The sequence below is a fragment of the Imperialibacter sp. genome, assembly GCF_040222815.1.
Lineage (GTDB): Bacteria > Bacteroidota > Bacteroidia > Cytophagales > Cyclobacteriaceae > Imperialibacter.
Window position 1 is genome coordinate 1 of record NZ_JAVKCH010000009.1, and the last position, 15,137, is coordinate 15,137.

A 15,137-nucleotide genomic window follows, 5' to 3' on the forward strand; every position below is an offset into this window, starting at 1 on the left:
TTTATTTAGTCAGTTCGAAGGTTCAAAAGAAATGGTCCAGACCGGTATCATGGACCAAGGTGATAAGTATACTAACTATGACATATCCCGAAAGACTTGAACCCAACTTTTAAAAAATGACACACTTAACTGAACATAACCGATGTTGGTGATCCTTTGGCTCCCATTAGGGGTGCCCGCTTCGGTCTCCCGTCCCGCCAGTAGTCGGACAGGCTTCCGGTCTTCCGACCCCTTCACTCCTCCCTTTCTCACTTTTCACAACTTTCTGTTTTACGTTTCAAAAAACTTCCCTAACATTGTACCCATTATGAAACTCGTCAAGGACATTGTGACCACCCGTCTCAGGGATATTGACCCCACAAAGGCTTAAACAGCCCCTGGGACAGACCTCCATCGGTCACTATTTTTCCTTTTTCACATTTTTTTTCAATTCTTGACAAGTAATGACATCACTATACTATTCTATACGCAAATATTTGCGCTATTTTCTTGAAGCTTTAAAAGGCGGCGAGCAGGACTTTACCGAAGGTAATCTCAACAAAGCCATCTTTTTATTGTCGATTCCCATGATCATTGAAATGAGCATGGAGTCGATCTTTGCTGTGGTCGACGTATTCTTTGTAAGCAAAGTAAGCGTTAACGCAGTGGCCACCGTCGGACTTACCGAATCGGTGATGATGATTGTTTATTCAGTGGCAGTAGGTCTGAGCATGGCGGCTACTGCCACCGTAGCACGGCGTATTGGGGAGAAAAACCATCAGGCCGCTTCCGTGGCAGCAGTACAGGCTATTATTCTCGGACTCACATTCGCACTTGTTATCGGCCTCGCTGGCGCTTTTTATGCCAGGGAAATCCTTCAGATAATGGGCGGCAGCCCCGAGCTGATTGCTGAAGGCTATGGCTATACCCGCTGGATTTTTCTTGGCAACGTGTCGTTGATGCTGATCTTTTTGATCAATGCCATTTTTCGTGGTGCCGGCGACGCAAGCATTGCTATGTGGGCACTTTTTCTGGCCAATGCAATCAACTGCGTTTTGGATCCACTATTTATTTTTGGGTTTGGGCCAATACCTGCCATGGGCGTGGAAGGAGCGGCGATTGCCACCACCACAGGCAGGTCTATCGGCGTGGTGTTTCAGGTTTATCACCTTTTTAAGGGTAATTCCAGAATCAAAATAACGATCAGGTCTTTGGTGGTTAAATGGGATATCTTGAAGAACATGATCAAGGTTTCTATTGGAGGAGTGGGCCAGTTTCTGATTGAGTCTGCTAGCTGGATATTCCTGATGCGGGTGATGTCGCTGTTTGGCGAATCGGCCCTGGCAGGTTACACGATTTCGTTCAGGGTGCTGGTGTTTACACTCATGCCATCGTGGGGACTGGCTAATGCGGCTGGCACGCTGGTGGGTCAAAACCTTGGCGCTTTGAAACCCGACAGGGCGGAAACCTCTGTTTGGCGGACTGCATTGATCAATGTGGTCTTTCTCGGTATCGTAGGAGCTGTTTTCCTGATCTTTGCCGAAGAGGTGATTGCCATTTTTACACCAGATGAAGCTGTGGTAAGCTTTGGAACGCAAAGCCTTCAGATTATTTGTCTGGGGTATGTGTTCTTTGCCTACGGCATGGTTTTGATCCAGGCATTTAATGGTGCTGGTGATACGAGAACCCCTTCCGTGATCAATATTTTTGTTTTCTGGATCTTCCAGATCCCGTTTGCCTACTGGCTGGCGGTGACGATGGGGTGGGGGCCTTCGGGAGTCTTCTGGGCTATTGCGGTGGCTCACTCACTGTTGGCGATTATTGGAGTGATCATATTCAGAAGAGGCAGGTGGAAGACGGTGAAGGTGTAGCTTCCGGCAAATGCTCGTGAAGACACGGGCAACGAGGTGTAAACCAGCCAAAGCTGGGGAATCCTTATTGACAATTGACGAGTTTCTAATAAGAATGGCCAGTGGAAACGCTGGCCATTGTTTTTAAGTATTGGCTGTGAGACACAGCCAAAAACTTCGCTTACACTGTGACCGTTTTTTTCTCTGCAGCGCTTTGCATGGCCAGTTCTATAATGCGGATGACATCCCTGGATTGCCCGGCGGTTACTTCAAGCCTGCCGGTGCCATTAATGGCGTCCCGTATGTTGGCGTATAGTCCAGGGTAGTTGCCCACTTCAGACTCTACTTTGGCTATCATGTGCATGCCTTTGTAGTTCGTGTTGATCTTGCCCCAAGTTTCTTCAGGCTCTACACCCCAGTTAGGGGTTTCAGACGGAATCTTACCAGCTTTCAGTGCTTCTTCCTGCACATCGATGCCGGATTTAACAAAGGTGCCCTGGTCGCCATAGATAACGAACCGGTAACCTTCTTCCCGCACAAGCATACCTGCTTTTAGAGTCACCTTAAGGGCAGGATAATGCAGGATCACTTCGAAATTATCTACCGCTTTGGAGCCTGCCCTTTGGTGGGCTGTAAAAGCAGACACTTCTTTAGGCATTCCAAACAGCGTCAGCGCCTGGTCGATCAGGTGGGAGCCCAGGTCGTACAGAATGCCAGAGCCGGGCAAATCTTCCTCTCTCCAGGCATTGGGCTTCAGGTAATTGCGGAAACGGTCGTAATGAATTTCCATTTCTACCACCGTGCCCAGCAGGCCTTCTTTTATGACCTTTCTTATTGTGTTGAAGTCACCATCGAACCGGCGGTTGTGGTGCACAGTCAGGATTCGGTTGTACTTCTTTGCTGTCGCAATCAGCTCATTGGCATCGGCCGAAGTAATCGTGAAAGGCTTTTCTACCAGCACATGCTTACTGGCCTCCAGGGCTCTTTTGGTTAGTTCAAAATGCGATGTGTTTGATGTGGCTACAACAATCAGGTCAATAGCCGGGTCTTTGAAAAGCTCGTCAACATCTGCTACTACAGTGGCTTGTGGAAACCGCTGATTGGCCAGGGCAATATTGGTCGGCCTCGACTCACGAATTTTATAAAGGTGGAGCCCGGAAACACTGACGATGATGGGTGCATGAAATACCTGACCGGCTATTCCGAAGCCGATCAGACCAACATTGAGTGGATTGTTTGCCATGCCCCGAAGGTAGGAAAGAAAAAGACGAGAGCAATGGGCGTGTGGTTTAAAGAACCTGCCGCTTTGGGGTTGTCAGGAACCACACCTTGCGGTGAGAAATATTGATCCGGTCTGTCAGGGGACAGAGCATGGGTGTAGCTCTCTTTTTACATCGTAAGCTACGCAGCTACGACATCCGAATTTTTAAGTATATTTGACTATGGATATAATATCCTTAATGAAAGGACGTGAAACAGAATTTATTGAGTTGTGCAGGGCGCATAACGTGATAAAGATTTATGCTTTCGGCTCGTCTATTACCGACAAATTTGACCCTATAAAAAGCGATATTGACATCGTCGTTTCTCTTGATATTGACGATCCTGCCGATCGAGGCGAAGCTCTGCTTTCTCTTTGGGACAAGTTTGAGGAGTTCTTTAAAAGAAGGGTAGACCTGCTGACTGAGAATTCAATTAGGAACCCCATTCTCAAAGCCAATATTGATCGGACAAAGAAGCTCGTATATGACCGAGAGAGAGAAAAAGTTCTTATCTGATATTTTTAAATCGATCCTTCTTATCGAACAGTTCACGATAGATGTCGCCTCCTTTGCTGCCTATGAAAAAGATACAAGAACAAGGGCGGCGGTCGAACGTCATCTCGGAATTATTGGCGAAGCGGTCAATAAATTTTTAAAGGAATCAGGCAACAACGAAATAAATCATGCTCATCAAATTATAAGTATGAGAAACAGAATTATACATGCTTATGATGATATCGATGATTCTATCATTTGGTCGATAGTCACAAGACACCTGCCGCTACTAAAGAAAGAGATAGATGGTAAGTTGGGCGGTGATTGATTAGCGTAAGGTTCCCACGAACCGCCAAACTTTTGTAGTCGTTTCAATCGAGACTAAGCCTCTTTCGCCGCCATGCCTTGAATGGTTTCAATCACTTTCTCGACTTCATCCAAAGGTCTGAAACCGTTCGATATCAAATAGTATCCCTGGTCGTTTTTCAACACCACTGTTGGGAATCCCTTCACGCCTGCGCTATTGCTCCATTGGAAGTCCTCCGTGGTCCGGTATTTCATTTCTTCCGACTCAAACTTTTCAATGAAGGCTTCCGGGTCGAGCCCAAACTCTGCCGCCAGCTCCTCATATACTTTGTTGTCGGCGAAATCCTTGCCTTCCAGGTATTGCTTCTTCTGCAATGCATGAGCAAACGGCACCACCTGGTCTGGTAGAAAGCTTCTGAATGTAACCAGTGCCCGTGAAGGGGGCTCGGAGTTCATCTGCGTGTCGGAGGGAAGCAGCTCATTCAGATAGGGTACTCCAAATTTAGCTCCTGTCATTTCCTCTACTCTTTTGTAGGCCCCGGAAATATAACCGTGCATGGTAGAAAAGGGGGCAATTCTGGGGCCAGTGATCATGCCACCTGCAACTACCTCAAAATTGAACTCATCTTTTCTTTTATTGAACAGGTCAACAATGGTGCCGCTAAAGCCATAGCACCAGCCACACAAAGGATCGAATATATAAATGATAGTCTCTTTCTTCATTGAATTAAATGTCTATACATTCAATCAATTCTATGCGACAAAAGGTTCAGTTGCTATAAAAACTCTGCTCTGATTTTTTCAGCAGCTTTGGCCACACCAGTGCTGGCAAGCTCCTCGTAAAGGTGGAAATTGGGAAGCTTAGGCAGATTGGGCAGACTAGGGTCGATGATGAACTTTGCCGCATGGTCGGCAGTGTAGTGTAGCAGGCTGGCAGCAGGATAGACAGCCAGCGAGGTGCCCACCACCATGAATACATCCGCTGACATGACCTCTCTGGCGGCATCCTCAATCAGCGGCACCATCTCCCCAAACCACACGATGTTCGGCCTTAGCTGGGAGCCTCTTTCGCACTTCTCGCCTAACTTGAGTTCCCATCCGTCCATTTCATAGATGAGGTTTTCATCCAGCGAGCTCCTTGATTGAAACAGTTGGCCGTGCAGGTGGATGATATTGGTCGAGCCGGCCATTTCGTGGAGCTTGTCTACATTTTGCGTAACAATAACGACTTCAAAATCTTTTTCAAGGTCCGCCAACGCAAAGTGGCCTGGGTTTGGTTTGGCTTCCAGTGCCTGCTTCCGTCGCATATTGTAGAAGTCCAGCACCAGCTCCCTGTTGCGCCGCCAACCATCAATGGATGCCACCTCCATCACATCGAAGCCTTCCCAAAGCCCACCGGCATCCCGGAAGGTTTGGAGGCCGCTTTCTGCACTGATGCCGGCTCCGGTAAGGACGACGATTTTTTTCATTGAACTATTTCTTTCCGGTTTTAATACGAAGCCTATTCTGATCCAGAACAGCAAAACTATTGAATAGTGCTTGGTGTTGGTTTTTGACAACGGATAGCACCAAGTCAATTTTTTCGGTTATTTCCAAGCCTGAAAGTTTGAGAAGCAAAATACCGAAGTGGGTCTTTTTTAGCCGAAAGGTTAGCTCACCAAAATCCTTATCCTCTGTGATTAAAATTGACTTTCTTGAGACAGCAACTTCTAAAACTGAGGCGTCGTCAATTGACGGACTTTCTTCAACAATGGCAAATACCTGATGTCCATGCTGTCTTAAAGACCCGATAATTCTAAAGTCAAGGCTCTCATCGGCAACAAAGTCCATTGTTAACTAACGGTGGAAAATAGTTCGTTCTTAATCGATTCTGAGGCAAAATATAGACATGCGCTAATAGCTTCCATTGAAATGTTGGGATAAGCCAACAGAAGGTCAGAAGTAGTCTCTCCTGATCCTAGCTTCTCGAGAATCAGGTCAACAGGAATTCTGGTGCCTTTTATGACCGGCTTGCCGTACATAACTGCCGGATCAGATGAAATATATTCTTGCCAAACCATATTCATAGCTATTTATATCCAAGATAACACCAAAATCAAAGAATTCATTACTCATTCATATTCTTAATCAACTGGTGGAAGAATTGCACCACTTCCTTGTAATTGTCCACTGCGAGGTGTTCGTTGATGCCGTGAAACCCTGTGGCATTCTCAGGTGAGAGACGGATTGGGAAGAACCTGTACTGATTTTCAGACACATTTCGGTAGTGCTTGGTGTCGGTGCCTCCGCCTAGCAGGCCGGGCGTAACAATAGTGGCGGGCATTAGCTGCTTCACGGTTTTGGAAATCAACTGGTAAGAGGCAGAGTTATGGTCAGCTACTTTAGATGGCTCATTGATGCTGCTTACCGCCTTCACTGTGATGCGATCGTCGGCTATTACCTCAATGATATGCTCCAATACTTCCTGAGTTGTTTCTCCCGGCATCACCCGGAAGTTGACTACCGCAGTGGCACTGGTAGGAATCACATTGTCTTTTACTCCGCCTTTGATGATCGTTGGTGCGGTGGTGGTGTGAGCGTTAAGCCCTTCCAGAATTTTGCCTCCCAGCAGCCAGGTGTTGGCGAAGGCCATTTTTTGTATAAAAGGCATTTCGGGCCCAACAATATTGATTTGCTCCTGAAGGGTAGGCGTCATTTTGTAGGGAAACTGATTGGCTTCCAACTTCACAATGGCCGCTGCCAGAGAGCCTATAGTGTTGTTTTTTGGGGGCATGGAAGAATGTCCCCCTGGTGTGGTGATGGTGAGTTCATAGGAGATGAAGCCTTTTTCGGCCACGTTTATGACAGCCAGTGGCTTGCTCACGCCAGGCACCATACCGTCCGAAACATACCCGCCTTCGTCTACCACAAACTCAGCTTTGATCCCTTGCTCTTCCATGTACCTGCCAATGGCACCAGCACCCTGCTCGCCACCTACTTCTTCATCATGACCAAATGCCAGGTAGATGGTTCGCTTTGGCTGAAGGCCATCTTTCAACGACATTTCCACTGCTTCAAGGATGCTCATTACGCCCACTTTGTCGTCCATTGTGCCACGACCGTAGATGAGACCGTTTTTGATTTCTCCTGAAAATGGCGGCGCTTCCCAGTTGGTTAGCGTGCCTTCGTCAACCGGCACCACATCCATGTGCGACATAAGAATGACAGGTTTGGCGGAGGCATCCGTGCCTTGCCACTTATAAAGGAGGCTATACCCGGCAATCACGTTTTTTTCCAATAAGCTGTCGATCAAAGGAAAGGCCTCTGCGAGGAAATTATGAAAACCATAAAACTCCGCTGAGTCAGGGGTAGCAGGATAGCCAAACGAAATTGTTTTGTATTGGATGGCCTTTTGGAACCTTTCGAGGGCAGCATCCGGCACGTCGACCGGCGTGACCGATGCCACGTCAAATGTTTCGGAGGTAAAGGTCACGGTTTTGATAAGCACAACAAGTACAAGGAGCAAAACAGCAGCTCCTATAATAAGAAGTAATTTTTTCACAGTTACGGTTGGTTTGGAGTGATCAACTTATGATGTCTATTTGACCTTCAATATAAATGATGAATATGGAATTGCAGAAAATTTGGGATGTTTAAAGTGCGTTCCCGGGTTGCCCAAAATTATATTTGCTTGCCGGGAATAGGTGTCTCATATATTTGAATGGTTTCAGTAGTGCCGTTTTGATAAAGTTGAAAATTAAGGCGCTTGTTACAGACTTTTTTTGAAATTTTAGACACAAAATCCTGCCTGCTGAGTTCTTTAATGAAAAGGTGTTGCGACTAATGTCGTTTATTTGTCGGTTGAATGATTAAACAAATCCTGGCCTTCCTGCTATTATGTTTTTTGCCCTTCGGATTCATGTATGCGCAGGGCTCATCCGGCGTGATGCCTGCCAGGTTGAGCGTTTCAACCGGCTTCCGCTCGTTTCTGATAAGAGACGAACTTGAGTCGTTTAGGAATTTTTCAGGTTGGGGCATTCCGGTGGGTGTTAGCTGGGACAAGGAGAGCAAATTTGGTGAGTGGCATTTGGCGGCAGCAGCAGCCATGGCGAAGCTGACGGCTGATAACTCAAGGCTCGAAGTAAAAACCTTCGTGTCAAACGTTGATGTGCAGTACCTCACCAATTTATCCAGATCGAAGACCGACGGGCTGTCTGTGCACGGCGGCGTCAGCTGGGTGAATCAAGCCTCCTCCCGAACGTACGCTTTTAACAGTCCCATCGGGGGGCAAGATCCATTCACCGGAGAGTTTTTTTCTGCTCCTGAATTAATGCTCCAATTGAGAAATGTGTTTAAAAAAGGAAGGAGGCTTGAGTGGAATATTGCCTGGGGCCCAATAGCCTATCTCATCTCCAGAGACTATCATCCCATCAGGGGCTTTCAACGGTTCAGAGATGTTCCAAAGGGAATGGTGGCGGCCAATAATTTTGTAGACCTTACCTCCAGAGTTTGTTATTCCATGCCACTTACAGGCAAAGTGACTTTGTCAACCGCCTACAAATGGAGGTACCTTCGCTACGAACGAAACTATCCATTTCAAATGGCTAATCATGAGTTCTGTGTTTCACTGTCCTGGGCTTCACGAAAATGAGAAAAACTATATTACTTCTTTTGGTGGGGCTGTTCATTTTTGGCTGCGAACGTGCTTTTTTCGAGGATGAACCTACGGACACCTATGTCAGTAATTTTGAAGTATTCTGGTCTGAATTTGACCGTAACTATTCCTTCTTTGAGCTCAAAAACATAGACTGGGACTCCCTTTACGATGTTTATCGTCCCCTGGCAGAGCTGGCCGTAAACGACGATCAGTTTTTTCAGGTTTTGGCCAGGCTGTCGCTTGAGTTGAAAGATGGCCATGTGAATGTGGTCAGCCCGTATGGAGTATCAACTTATGATTTTGCAAATGGTGAAAAACCGGCTGGCGCTGAAAATGTTAAATCACATCTTTACAATGTAAAGCAGGCAGGAGGCTCGATTGAATATGCTGAACTCATTCGGCAAAATGTCGGCTATATTCATATCAAGACCTTTGGGGGAGATATTGGAGACTACGAAAAGATAGACGATATACTTGAAGCGTTAAAAAAAGAAGATGGGATTATTATAGACGTGCGTTCCAATGGTGGCGGGAGTACCACAAAAAGTCAGACGGTAGCAAGCAGATTTGCCGACAAAGAGAGGCTTTACCTTAAGGTAAAGTACAAAAATGGCCCGGGGCACAGTGACTTCACCGACTGGGATGAAAGAACAGTGTCACCAGAGGGTTCTTTCCAATACAAGAAACCCGTGGTGGTGCTCACGGATAGAAAAACATATAGTGCCTCTGAGGAATTTGTTTTGGCCATGCGGCTATTTCCGCAGGTCACAATTGTGGGAGACACCACAGGCGGCGGCTCGGGAAACCCTATTTTGAGGGAGTTGCCAAACGGCTGGACGTTCAGACTGTCAAGTTGGATAGCAGCAGACCCTGACAACAATACCTATGAAGGAATCGGGCTCTTTCCCGACGTCGTGGTGTTAAACAAGTCGCAAAATCCTCTTGATGATACTGATTATGCCTTACTTGAAGCAATGAAGGTATTTGACAATCAGTAGGGAGGTCTACGATCTGTTTTTCGAGTACTTCTCCAGCCCTTTTTTGGCTTGCTCGCTTACCTTTTTCTTAAGAAAGGGAGTCCACCCCAAGAAGAGCCCCGTGGTGCCCAATGCCTGTCTACTCCATTTCCAAAAATTGAAATAATCGGTGTGTTTGATGATTTTTCCATCTTTGAACTCAAAGTTGGCTGAAATTACATTGTGAACCATGTTACCAGTGCTGCTGAAAAGGTAGTCGGCTGTCCAGTTGGCAGTTCCATTTGTGTCGCTGGCCTGCACGTTAGAAAATTTAACCGAGAGGCTCTGCTTACCTCTTTCTATCAGCATGCGCCACATGTTCCTGGCATGTTCTCCTTTTAAAGTGCCGAAGACCGGGTCTGTAAACTGAATGTCGTCATGGTAGAGTGAAACCATTTTTTCGGCATCTTGATTGGCAAATGCTGTGTAAAAACTGTCGATTATTTCTTTGTTGTCGGCCATAATTAGAGGTGAACAAGTTTTTTAGTTTGATCAGATTGCAGAGAGAAACGGCGATTTCGTTCCCACTCTTCCCGCCGGTGATCAATTTATCAAATCTCTCTGTTCTGATTGGCAATATAGGGTGAAAGTTGCCCGGCATATCCCAAAATAGGGTGGTAAATCATTCATTATTGACCATTCAGTAATAATGACTCGTGGTAATTGCAGATAATCATTATCTTCAATCATCGACCCGTTGGGTTTTTAGTCACTACTTAAACACACTTCATCAATGAACAAATATCGCTATCTATTAGCCGCTTTGTTACTTTTTAGCAGCAGCATTTACGCTCAGCAAGTAACTCTCACCAAAGACCAGATCATCTCCATGACCTCCGAATGGAAGGGTGAAAGGCTGCCCGACGGCAGGCCTAAAGTCTCCGATGATCAGCTGGAACGCCTGAAAAACATTTCGATTGAAGAGGCCTGGGGTATCCTTCGAAACAAGGGATACCACAATCAGTTTGAAGGTGATTGGATGATCATGGACAATGAGAAGCCGATGACTGGTCGTGCACTCACTGTTCAATACATGCCTGCCCGATCCGATTACCATGAGATGATTATGGCAAAAGGAAAGGCTGAGAATCGTATTGGCAATTTTAATTCCTGGCCTATCGACATGCTAAAGCCAGGTGACATTTACGTGGCCGATAGCTACGGAAAAATTGTTGATGGCACGCTCATTGGCGACAATCTGGGCAACTCCATTTATGCCAAATCAAAAAATGGCGTCATCTTTTACGGCTCCGTACGTGATGAAGAGGGATTAGCAAAGATTGATGGTTTCAATATGTGGGTGAAGGGCTATGATCCTTCCTACATCCAGGGAATGATGCTTGGCGGCATTAATGTTCCTATCAGAATAGGCAGAGCGACCGTGTTACCTGGAGACGCTGTTTTGGCGAAAAAAGGTGGTGTTATCTTCATTCCGGCGCACCTTCTTGCTGATTTACTAATCAATGCTGAATTCATTGCCCTTAGAGACCAGTTTGGTCATCAGAGGCTGAGAGAGGGCAAGTTTACACCGGGGCAGATTGACCAAAAGTGGACCGATGAAATCAAGAGTGACTTTCTAAAATGGCTTGATGCCAACCCTGATAAAATTCCTATGACAAGAGCAGAACTTGATGCTTACATGAAAGACAGAACTTGGTAACTACTAGTATAAATTAAAAAAATCTACTTAAAATGACGAATCACGAAAAAACACCTTCAGATAAATATTTAGAAAAGCTTGGCGTACAGGACGAACCTGAAGCCTCAGCTGTCGGACATGAAGGGCAGGAAAGTGGCGACAATCGTCGTGACTTTATGAAGAAAGTGGGTCTGGGCGGCCTCGCTCTGGGCGGCTTTATGTTCAGCAGCATTGAAGACACAATGGCGCATTCCACGTCAAAAGTCAACCGCTTCGCAGCCCCGTCTGACCTCAAGATTACTGATATGCGCTATGCCGTGGTAATGAACGGCCATGCCCGCTGTCCTGTGATCCGGATTGATACCAACCAGGGTATTTCCGGCTACGGGGAGGTGAGAGACGGCGCCTCCTGGCGGTATGCGATGTTCCTGAAGAGCAGAATAAAGGGAATGAACCCCTGCAACGTAGAAATGATTTTTAAGCGCATCAAGCAGTTTGGCTATCATGGTCGCCAGGGTGGTGGTGTGTGCGCCGTGGAGATGGCCCTTTGGGACCTGGCCGGAAAGGCCTACAATGTGCCAGCCTACCAGCTGCTGGGGGGTAAGTTTCGCGACAAGGTGAGGCTGTATGCCGATACCTCTATGGGCCGTGACCAGGCGGAGTTTGAGGCAAAAGTGGCCAAACGCATGGATGTGGATGGGTTCACCTTCCTCAAAATGGACTTTGGTATTGAACTCCTCAAGGACATTCCGGACACCGTGGCCAACAGCAACTTCTGGGATATTGGCCGCCAGTGGACCAACGACCCAATGACTTATGGTGCGACCGAGCATCAGTTTACGCAGATCCAGATCACCGACAAGGGACTTGATATCCTTATGGAGAGAATAGAGCTGGTGCGCAAGAAAATCGGCTATTCCATTCCGCTGGCATCGGATCACTACGGCCACTTCGACCACAATAACGCCATCAGGCTAGGCCGGGCGGTGGAGAAGTACAGACTGGCATGGCTGGAGGATTTGATCCCCTGGAAATTTACTGAACAATGGAAAACCATTTCTGATGCCATCGAAACACCAACCACAACGGGAGAGGATATTTACCTGAAGGAAGAGTTCATCAAGTTGATTGATGCGAGGGCCATTGATATTGTGCATCCTGACCTTGCTACTTCAGGCGGCCTGCTGGAAACCAAGAAGATTGGTGACTATGCAGAAGAAAAAGGTGTGGCGATGGCGATGCACTTTGCTGGCACACCCATATCGTTCATGGCCAACGTGCATTGTGCGGCGGCTACTCAGAATTTCATGGCCCTTGAGCATCATTCGGTGGATCTGGACTACTGGCAGAATTTGGTGAAGATGACCGGCAAGGGCGTCATGATAGAAAAGGGTTTTGCGCCAGTGCCGGATGCACCTGGTTTGGGTGTTGAGCTTAATGAGGAAGTTGTGAAGCAGCACCTTGATCCTGAAAACAACAAATATTTCGCTCCTACGCCAGAGTGGGACGTAGAGAGATCATGGGACAGGCTTTGGAGCTGAGAAAGCCCGATGGAAGTTAATTAGGAAAGGCCCATCATGTGATGGGCCTTTTGCTATTTTGTATTGTTGAGCTCTCTGAGCATTCCACCGAACACGAATCCGTGAATCGGGAAGATCGAATACCAGTAAAGCCTCCCCCATAAGCCTCTGGGGCGAAAAGTGGCTGTTTGACAAAGCACCCCGTCGTCTATCCTGAACTCCAGCCAGGCCTCGCCAGGCACCTTCATTTCGGCAAAGAGCAATAGTCTTTTTTCTGCCCGGTTGGCATACAATACCCGCCAGAAATCCAATGAGTCACCCGCATTGATGTCATTTATGTTGGTTCTGCCTCGCCTGAGGCCCACACCACCTGACAGCTTGTCGAGAAATCCCCGAAGCTTCCAAAGCCAGTTGCCGTAGTACCAACCAGTTTCACCACCCAGTGCCCAAATGCGGTCGAGCACTTTTTCGCTGTCCTTCACTTTTACGCTTCGTTTGTCTTGCAAGCAGCCGTATACCGGCACTTCAATGTATTCCGAAAGGTTTTCGCTGATTCGCCCGCTTACAAGGCTGTCTTTCCAACTTGAGGGAACTACGTGCTGATTGATTTTTGAGAAAGCTTTGGCGAGCGATTCGGCATAGCTGATTGTCTTAATGCCCAGAAGTTTGGCCAGGCGGTCGTCGCTGCACACTACCTCCACTTTCATGCTGTCGACCAGTGTTACCGCCAGCCGGTAGGAGGTAGAAGTGACAAAAAAGAGCCAGTAGGAAGACAGCTTGGGAGTCATGATCGGCAGGGTAAAGATCCACCTCTTTAGTTTTCGTGCCCTGGCAAAGCCAAGCAGCATTTCCTTGTAGGTCAACACGTCGGGTCCTCCTATGTCGTAGTTGTCATTGTAAGTAGCTTTGTTATGCAACACACTGGATAGAAACAGGATGACATCTGTAATGCCAATAGGCTGGCAGCGGGTGTTGAGCCATCTGGGAGTGATCATCACAGGTAGTTTCTCTACCAGGTCTCTGATGATCTCAAAGGAGGCGCTTCCGGATCCGACGATAATGCCTGCCCTAAGCGTGGTGAGTGCAAAATTGCCCTCCGACAAGATATTCTCCACCTCTTTTCTTGAAGCCAGGTGTTTTGAAAGAGTTTCTTCGTTCACAATCCCGCTGAGGTAGATGACCTGTTCGATTTTCTTGCCTGCCACTGCTTCGTTGAAATTGCGGGCAGATTCGCTTTCGAGCTCATTGAATTTACCGGAAGCCCCCGACATCGAATGAATAAGATAATAGGCGGCATCAATATCATCGGGGATGTTTTTGAGTGTTCCCTTTCTCAGGAAATCAACTTCTATCACCTTTATGTGGTTGATGAGTTGCTTCGGAGGATTGAATCGGTTGGCGTCTCTTATGCAGCATATCACCTCATGGCCCCGGTTGACCAAAACTGGAAGCAACCTTTTGCCGATGTAGCCGGTGGCGCCGGTCAGTAGAATTCTCATAGGATTATTTAAGGTGACCGAAGAGGGTCTTCGGCTATCAATATAACCCAAAAGAGGCGGTTCTGTTCATTTGCCAGGCAAGATAGCCGTAGGTTCGTGAAGGGCTGTCAGGGGACAGCCCTTGGGGTACGTTTTACTTTTCAACAACCTATTCCGAGGTCTGTCACTGTTCCTGCCCTTGGTCTGTCCCCAAACAGACCAATCTACTGATCAATCCCATCCCTTGGTCTGTCCCCTGACAGACCAGTTCCAGTTTCCTTTCGTCTTTTTCCTAAAATCTGTCGGAGTAGTGAGTTAATATACCGAATTCATCGATACCTTCTTCATAAAACTTTGCTGAAGACCATTTGTAATCTTCGGGAGTTAATGCGAGACTCCATTTTTCCTGAAGCGGGTTGAGATGAATATAATCCATTTTCTGTTCGAACATTTGCCTGGAGGTAACAGCTACTGCAAGTGGATCCCTTTGCCAAAACCTATGCTTTCTGTCTTCGGCCGTCTCCTGGAAACCACCAATGAGTCTTGGGTAGTTTGATCGAGTAAGTTTTAGGAATTGGCTGCTAGTCCACTTGTTAAAAGAAGCATGTGGCATTTCCTTTCCATTGAACTTGAGCATTTCCCATATCAGGTGGAGGTGGTTCGGCATTAAAACAAATGCATAAACGCAAATTAGCTCCTTATCAACCAACCACTTTAACTGGTTAATTACAATCTCATTGAAGCCATCACTTTTCAATAAGGGCTTCCAATCCTTGATAGTGTCTGTCCAAAAGTAGACTTCGTCAAAACCCATTTTTGAATTTCTGGGTGTCTCAAAAATAGAATTACTCATTGTCTGAAAGGTTATTTGAGGATAGCCAAACTCAGTTTTTGTATAAGGAGGGGCTGTCAGGGGACAGCCCTTGGGCGTGGGTGTACCTGTATCGTTCACCCTT

At 46.9% G+C, this 15,137-nt stretch carries 16 protein-coding genes; 7 read left to right on the forward strand and 9 right to left on the reverse strand.

Going from position 1 to position 15,137, the window contains the following annotated elements:
* Positions 1-443 precede the first annotated feature (443 nt).
* Entirely contained in the window at positions 444-1,850 is a 1,407-nt protein-coding gene (locus tag RIF36_RS01665) for an MATE family efflux transporter (RefSeq protein ID WP_350076488.1), read from the forward strand.
* A gap of 160 nt (positions 1,851-2,010) precedes the next feature.
* On the opposite strand, the gene RIF36_RS01670 is transcribed toward RIF36_RS01665, so the two are convergent.
* Positions 2,011-3,072 carry an oxidoreductase gene (locus tag RIF36_RS01670; RefSeq protein ID WP_350087282.1) on the reverse strand — a complete coding sequence of 354 codons (1,062 nt, stop codon included), beginning with the start codon at positions 3,070-3,072 and terminating at the stop codon, positions 2,011-2,013.
* Positions 3,073-3,289: 217 nt separating this feature from the next.
* Here RIF36_RS01670 and RIF36_RS01675 point away from each other — a divergent pair, with 217 nt between their 5' ends.
* Positions 3,290-3,607 carry a nucleotidyltransferase family protein gene (locus tag RIF36_RS01675; protein ID WP_350149303.1) on the forward strand — a complete coding sequence of 106 codons (318 nt, stop codon included), beginning with the start codon at positions 3,290-3,292 and terminating at the stop codon, positions 3,605-3,607.
* Complete coding sequence (locus RIF36_RS01680) at positions 3,576-3,914, forward strand: HepT-like ribonuclease domain-containing protein (protein ID WP_350076492.1); 339 nt, start codon at positions 3,576-3,578, stop codon at positions 3,912-3,914. The genes RIF36_RS01675 and RIF36_RS01680 overlap by 32 nt, the downstream gene beginning before the upstream one ends.
* A 53-nt stretch (positions 3,915-3,967) precedes the next feature.
* On the opposite strand, the gene RIF36_RS01685 is transcribed toward RIF36_RS01680, so the two are convergent.
* From RIF36_RS01685 to RIF36_RS01705, 5 genes are read right to left on the reverse strand one after another with little or no spacing between them, the layout of a single operon-like run.
* A complete protein-coding gene (locus tag RIF36_RS01685; RefSeq protein WP_350127007.1) occupies positions 3,968-4,615 on the reverse strand; it encodes a DsbA family protein in 648 nt (215 codons plus the stop codon).
* Between the two features lie 53 nt (positions 4,616-4,668).
* Positions 4,669-5,361: an SIR2 family NAD-dependent protein deacylase gene (locus RIF36_RS01690; protein WP_350087291.1), complete on the reverse strand. Its 693-nt coding sequence runs from the start codon at positions 5,359-5,361 to the stop codon at positions 4,669-4,671.
* A gap of 4 nt (positions 5,362-5,365) precedes the next feature.
* Positions 5,366-5,722 carry a DUF5615 family PIN-like protein gene (locus RIF36_RS01695; RefSeq protein ID WP_350127004.1) on the reverse strand — a complete coding sequence of 119 codons (357 nt, stop codon included), beginning with the start codon at positions 5,720-5,722 and terminating at the stop codon, positions 5,366-5,368.
* 2 nt (positions 5,723-5,724) lie between these two features.
* Positions 5,725-5,952, reverse strand: coding sequence for a DUF433 domain-containing protein (locus tag RIF36_RS01700; RefSeq protein WP_350076499.1), 228 nt, complete (start codon positions 5,950-5,952; stop codon positions 5,725-5,727).
* A gap of 47 nt (positions 5,953-5,999) precedes the next feature.
* A complete protein-coding gene (locus RIF36_RS01705; RefSeq protein ID WP_350127001.1) occupies positions 6,000-7,433 on the reverse strand; it encodes a M20 family peptidase in 1,434 nt (477 codons plus the stop codon).
* Between the two features lie 303 nt (positions 7,434-7,736).
* Here RIF36_RS01705 and RIF36_RS01710 point away from each other — a divergent pair, with 303 nt between their 5' ends.
* Positions 7,737-8,522 carry a hypothetical protein gene (locus RIF36_RS01710; RefSeq protein WP_350126998.1) on the forward strand — a complete coding sequence of 262 codons (786 nt, stop codon included), beginning with the start codon at positions 7,737-7,739 and terminating at the stop codon, positions 8,520-8,522.
* A complete protein-coding gene (locus tag RIF36_RS01715; protein WP_350126995.1) occupies positions 8,519-9,526 on the forward strand; it encodes a S41 family peptidase in 1,008 nt (335 codons plus the stop codon). Before RIF36_RS01710 ends, RIF36_RS01715 begins: the two co-directional genes overlap by 4 nt.
* A 6-nt stretch (positions 9,527-9,532) precedes the next feature.
* On the opposite strand, the gene RIF36_RS01720 is transcribed toward RIF36_RS01715, so the two are convergent.
* A complete protein-coding gene (locus tag RIF36_RS01720; protein WP_350126992.1) occupies positions 9,533-10,006 on the reverse strand; it encodes a nuclear transport factor 2 family protein in 474 nt (157 codons plus the stop codon).
* Between the two features lie 271 nt (positions 10,007-10,277).
* Between RIF36_RS01720 and RIF36_RS01725 the strand changes: the two genes are divergently transcribed.
* Both RIF36_RS01725 and RIF36_RS01730 read left to right on the forward strand, forming a co-directional pair.
* The gene (locus RIF36_RS01725; protein ID WP_350126989.1) at positions 10,278-11,204 is read left to right on the forward strand and encodes an RraA family protein; all 927 of its coding nucleotides are present in this window, start codon (positions 10,278-10,280) and stop codon (positions 11,202-11,204) included.
* 32 nt (positions 11,205-11,236) lie between these two features.
* A complete protein-coding gene (locus tag RIF36_RS01730) occupies positions 11,237-12,724 on the forward strand; it encodes a mandelate racemase/muconate lactonizing enzyme family protein (RefSeq protein ID WP_350126986.1) in 1,488 nt (495 codons plus the stop codon).
* 53 nt (positions 12,725-12,777) lie between these two features.
* On the opposite strand, the gene RIF36_RS01735 is transcribed toward RIF36_RS01730, so the two are convergent.
* On the reverse strand, positions 12,778-14,202 hold the full coding sequence (locus tag RIF36_RS01735) for an SDR family oxidoreductase (RefSeq protein WP_350126983.1): 1,425 nt from the start codon (positions 14,200-14,202) through the stop codon (positions 12,778-12,780).
* Between the two features lie 271 nt (positions 14,203-14,473).
* A complete protein-coding gene (locus RIF36_RS01740; protein ID WP_350126980.1) occupies positions 14,474-15,034 on the reverse strand; it encodes a transposase in 561 nt (186 codons plus the stop codon).
* Between the last annotated feature and the right edge of the window lie 103 nt (positions 15,035-15,137).

What these genes read in the sequence shown, in the direction of transcription:
- RIF36_RS01695 (WP_350127004.1), bottom strand. Translation starts at nt 5,722, where the DNA reads ATGGACTTTGTTGCCGATGAGAGCCTTGACTTTAGAATTATCGGGTCT.
- RIF36_RS01680 (WP_350076492.1), top strand. Translation starts at nt 3,576, where the DNA reads ATGACCGAGAGAGAGAAAAAGTTCTTATCTGATATTTTTAAATCGATC.
- RIF36_RS01720 (WP_350126992.1), bottom strand. Translation starts at nt 10,006, where the DNA reads ATGGCCGACAACAAAGAAATAATCGACAGTTTTTACACAGCATTTGCC.
- RIF36_RS01715 (WP_350126995.1), top strand. Translation starts at nt 8,519, where the DNA reads ATGAGAAAAACTATATTACTTCTTTTGGTGGGGCTGTTCATTTTTGGC.
- RIF36_RS01735 (WP_350126983.1), bottom strand. Translation starts at nt 14,202, where the DNA reads ATGAGAATTCTACTGACCGGCGCCACCGGCTACATCGGCAAAAGGTTG.
- RIF36_RS01700 (WP_350076499.1), bottom strand. Translation starts at nt 5,952, where the DNA reads ATGGTTTGGCAAGAATATATTTCATCTGATCCGGCAGTTATGTACGGC.
- RIF36_RS01730 (WP_350126986.1), top strand. Translation starts at nt 11,237, where the DNA reads ATGACGAATCACGAAAAAACACCTTCAGATAAATATTTAGAAAAGCTT.
- RIF36_RS01725 (WP_350126989.1), top strand. Translation starts at nt 10,278, where the DNA reads ATGAACAAATATCGCTATCTATTAGCCGCTTTGTTACTTTTTAGCAGC.
- RIF36_RS01710 (WP_350126998.1), top strand. Translation starts at nt 7,737, where the DNA reads ATGATTAAACAAATCCTGGCCTTCCTGCTATTATGTTTTTTGCCCTTC.
- RIF36_RS01690 (WP_350087291.1), bottom strand. Translation starts at nt 5,361, where the DNA reads ATGAAAAAAATCGTCGTCCTTACCGGAGCCGGCATCAGTGCAGAAAGC.
- RIF36_RS01675 (WP_350149303.1), top strand. Translation starts at nt 3,290, where the DNA reads ATGAAAGGACGTGAAACAGAATTTATTGAGTTGTGCAGGGCGCATAAC.
- RIF36_RS01665 (WP_350076488.1), top strand. Translation starts at nt 444, where the DNA reads ATGACATCACTATACTATTCTATACGCAAATATTTGCGCTATTTTCTT.
- RIF36_RS01685 (WP_350127007.1), bottom strand. Translation starts at nt 4,615, where the DNA reads ATGAAGAAAGAGACTATCATTTATATATTCGATCCTTTGTGTGGCTGG.
- RIF36_RS01670 (WP_350087282.1), bottom strand. Translation starts at nt 3,072, where the DNA reads ATGGCAAACAATCCACTCAATGTTGGTCTGATCGGCTTCGGAATAGCC.
- RIF36_RS01740 (WP_350126980.1), bottom strand. Translation starts at nt 15,034, where the DNA reads ATGAGTAATTCTATTTTTGAGACACCCAGAAATTCAAAAATGGGTTTT.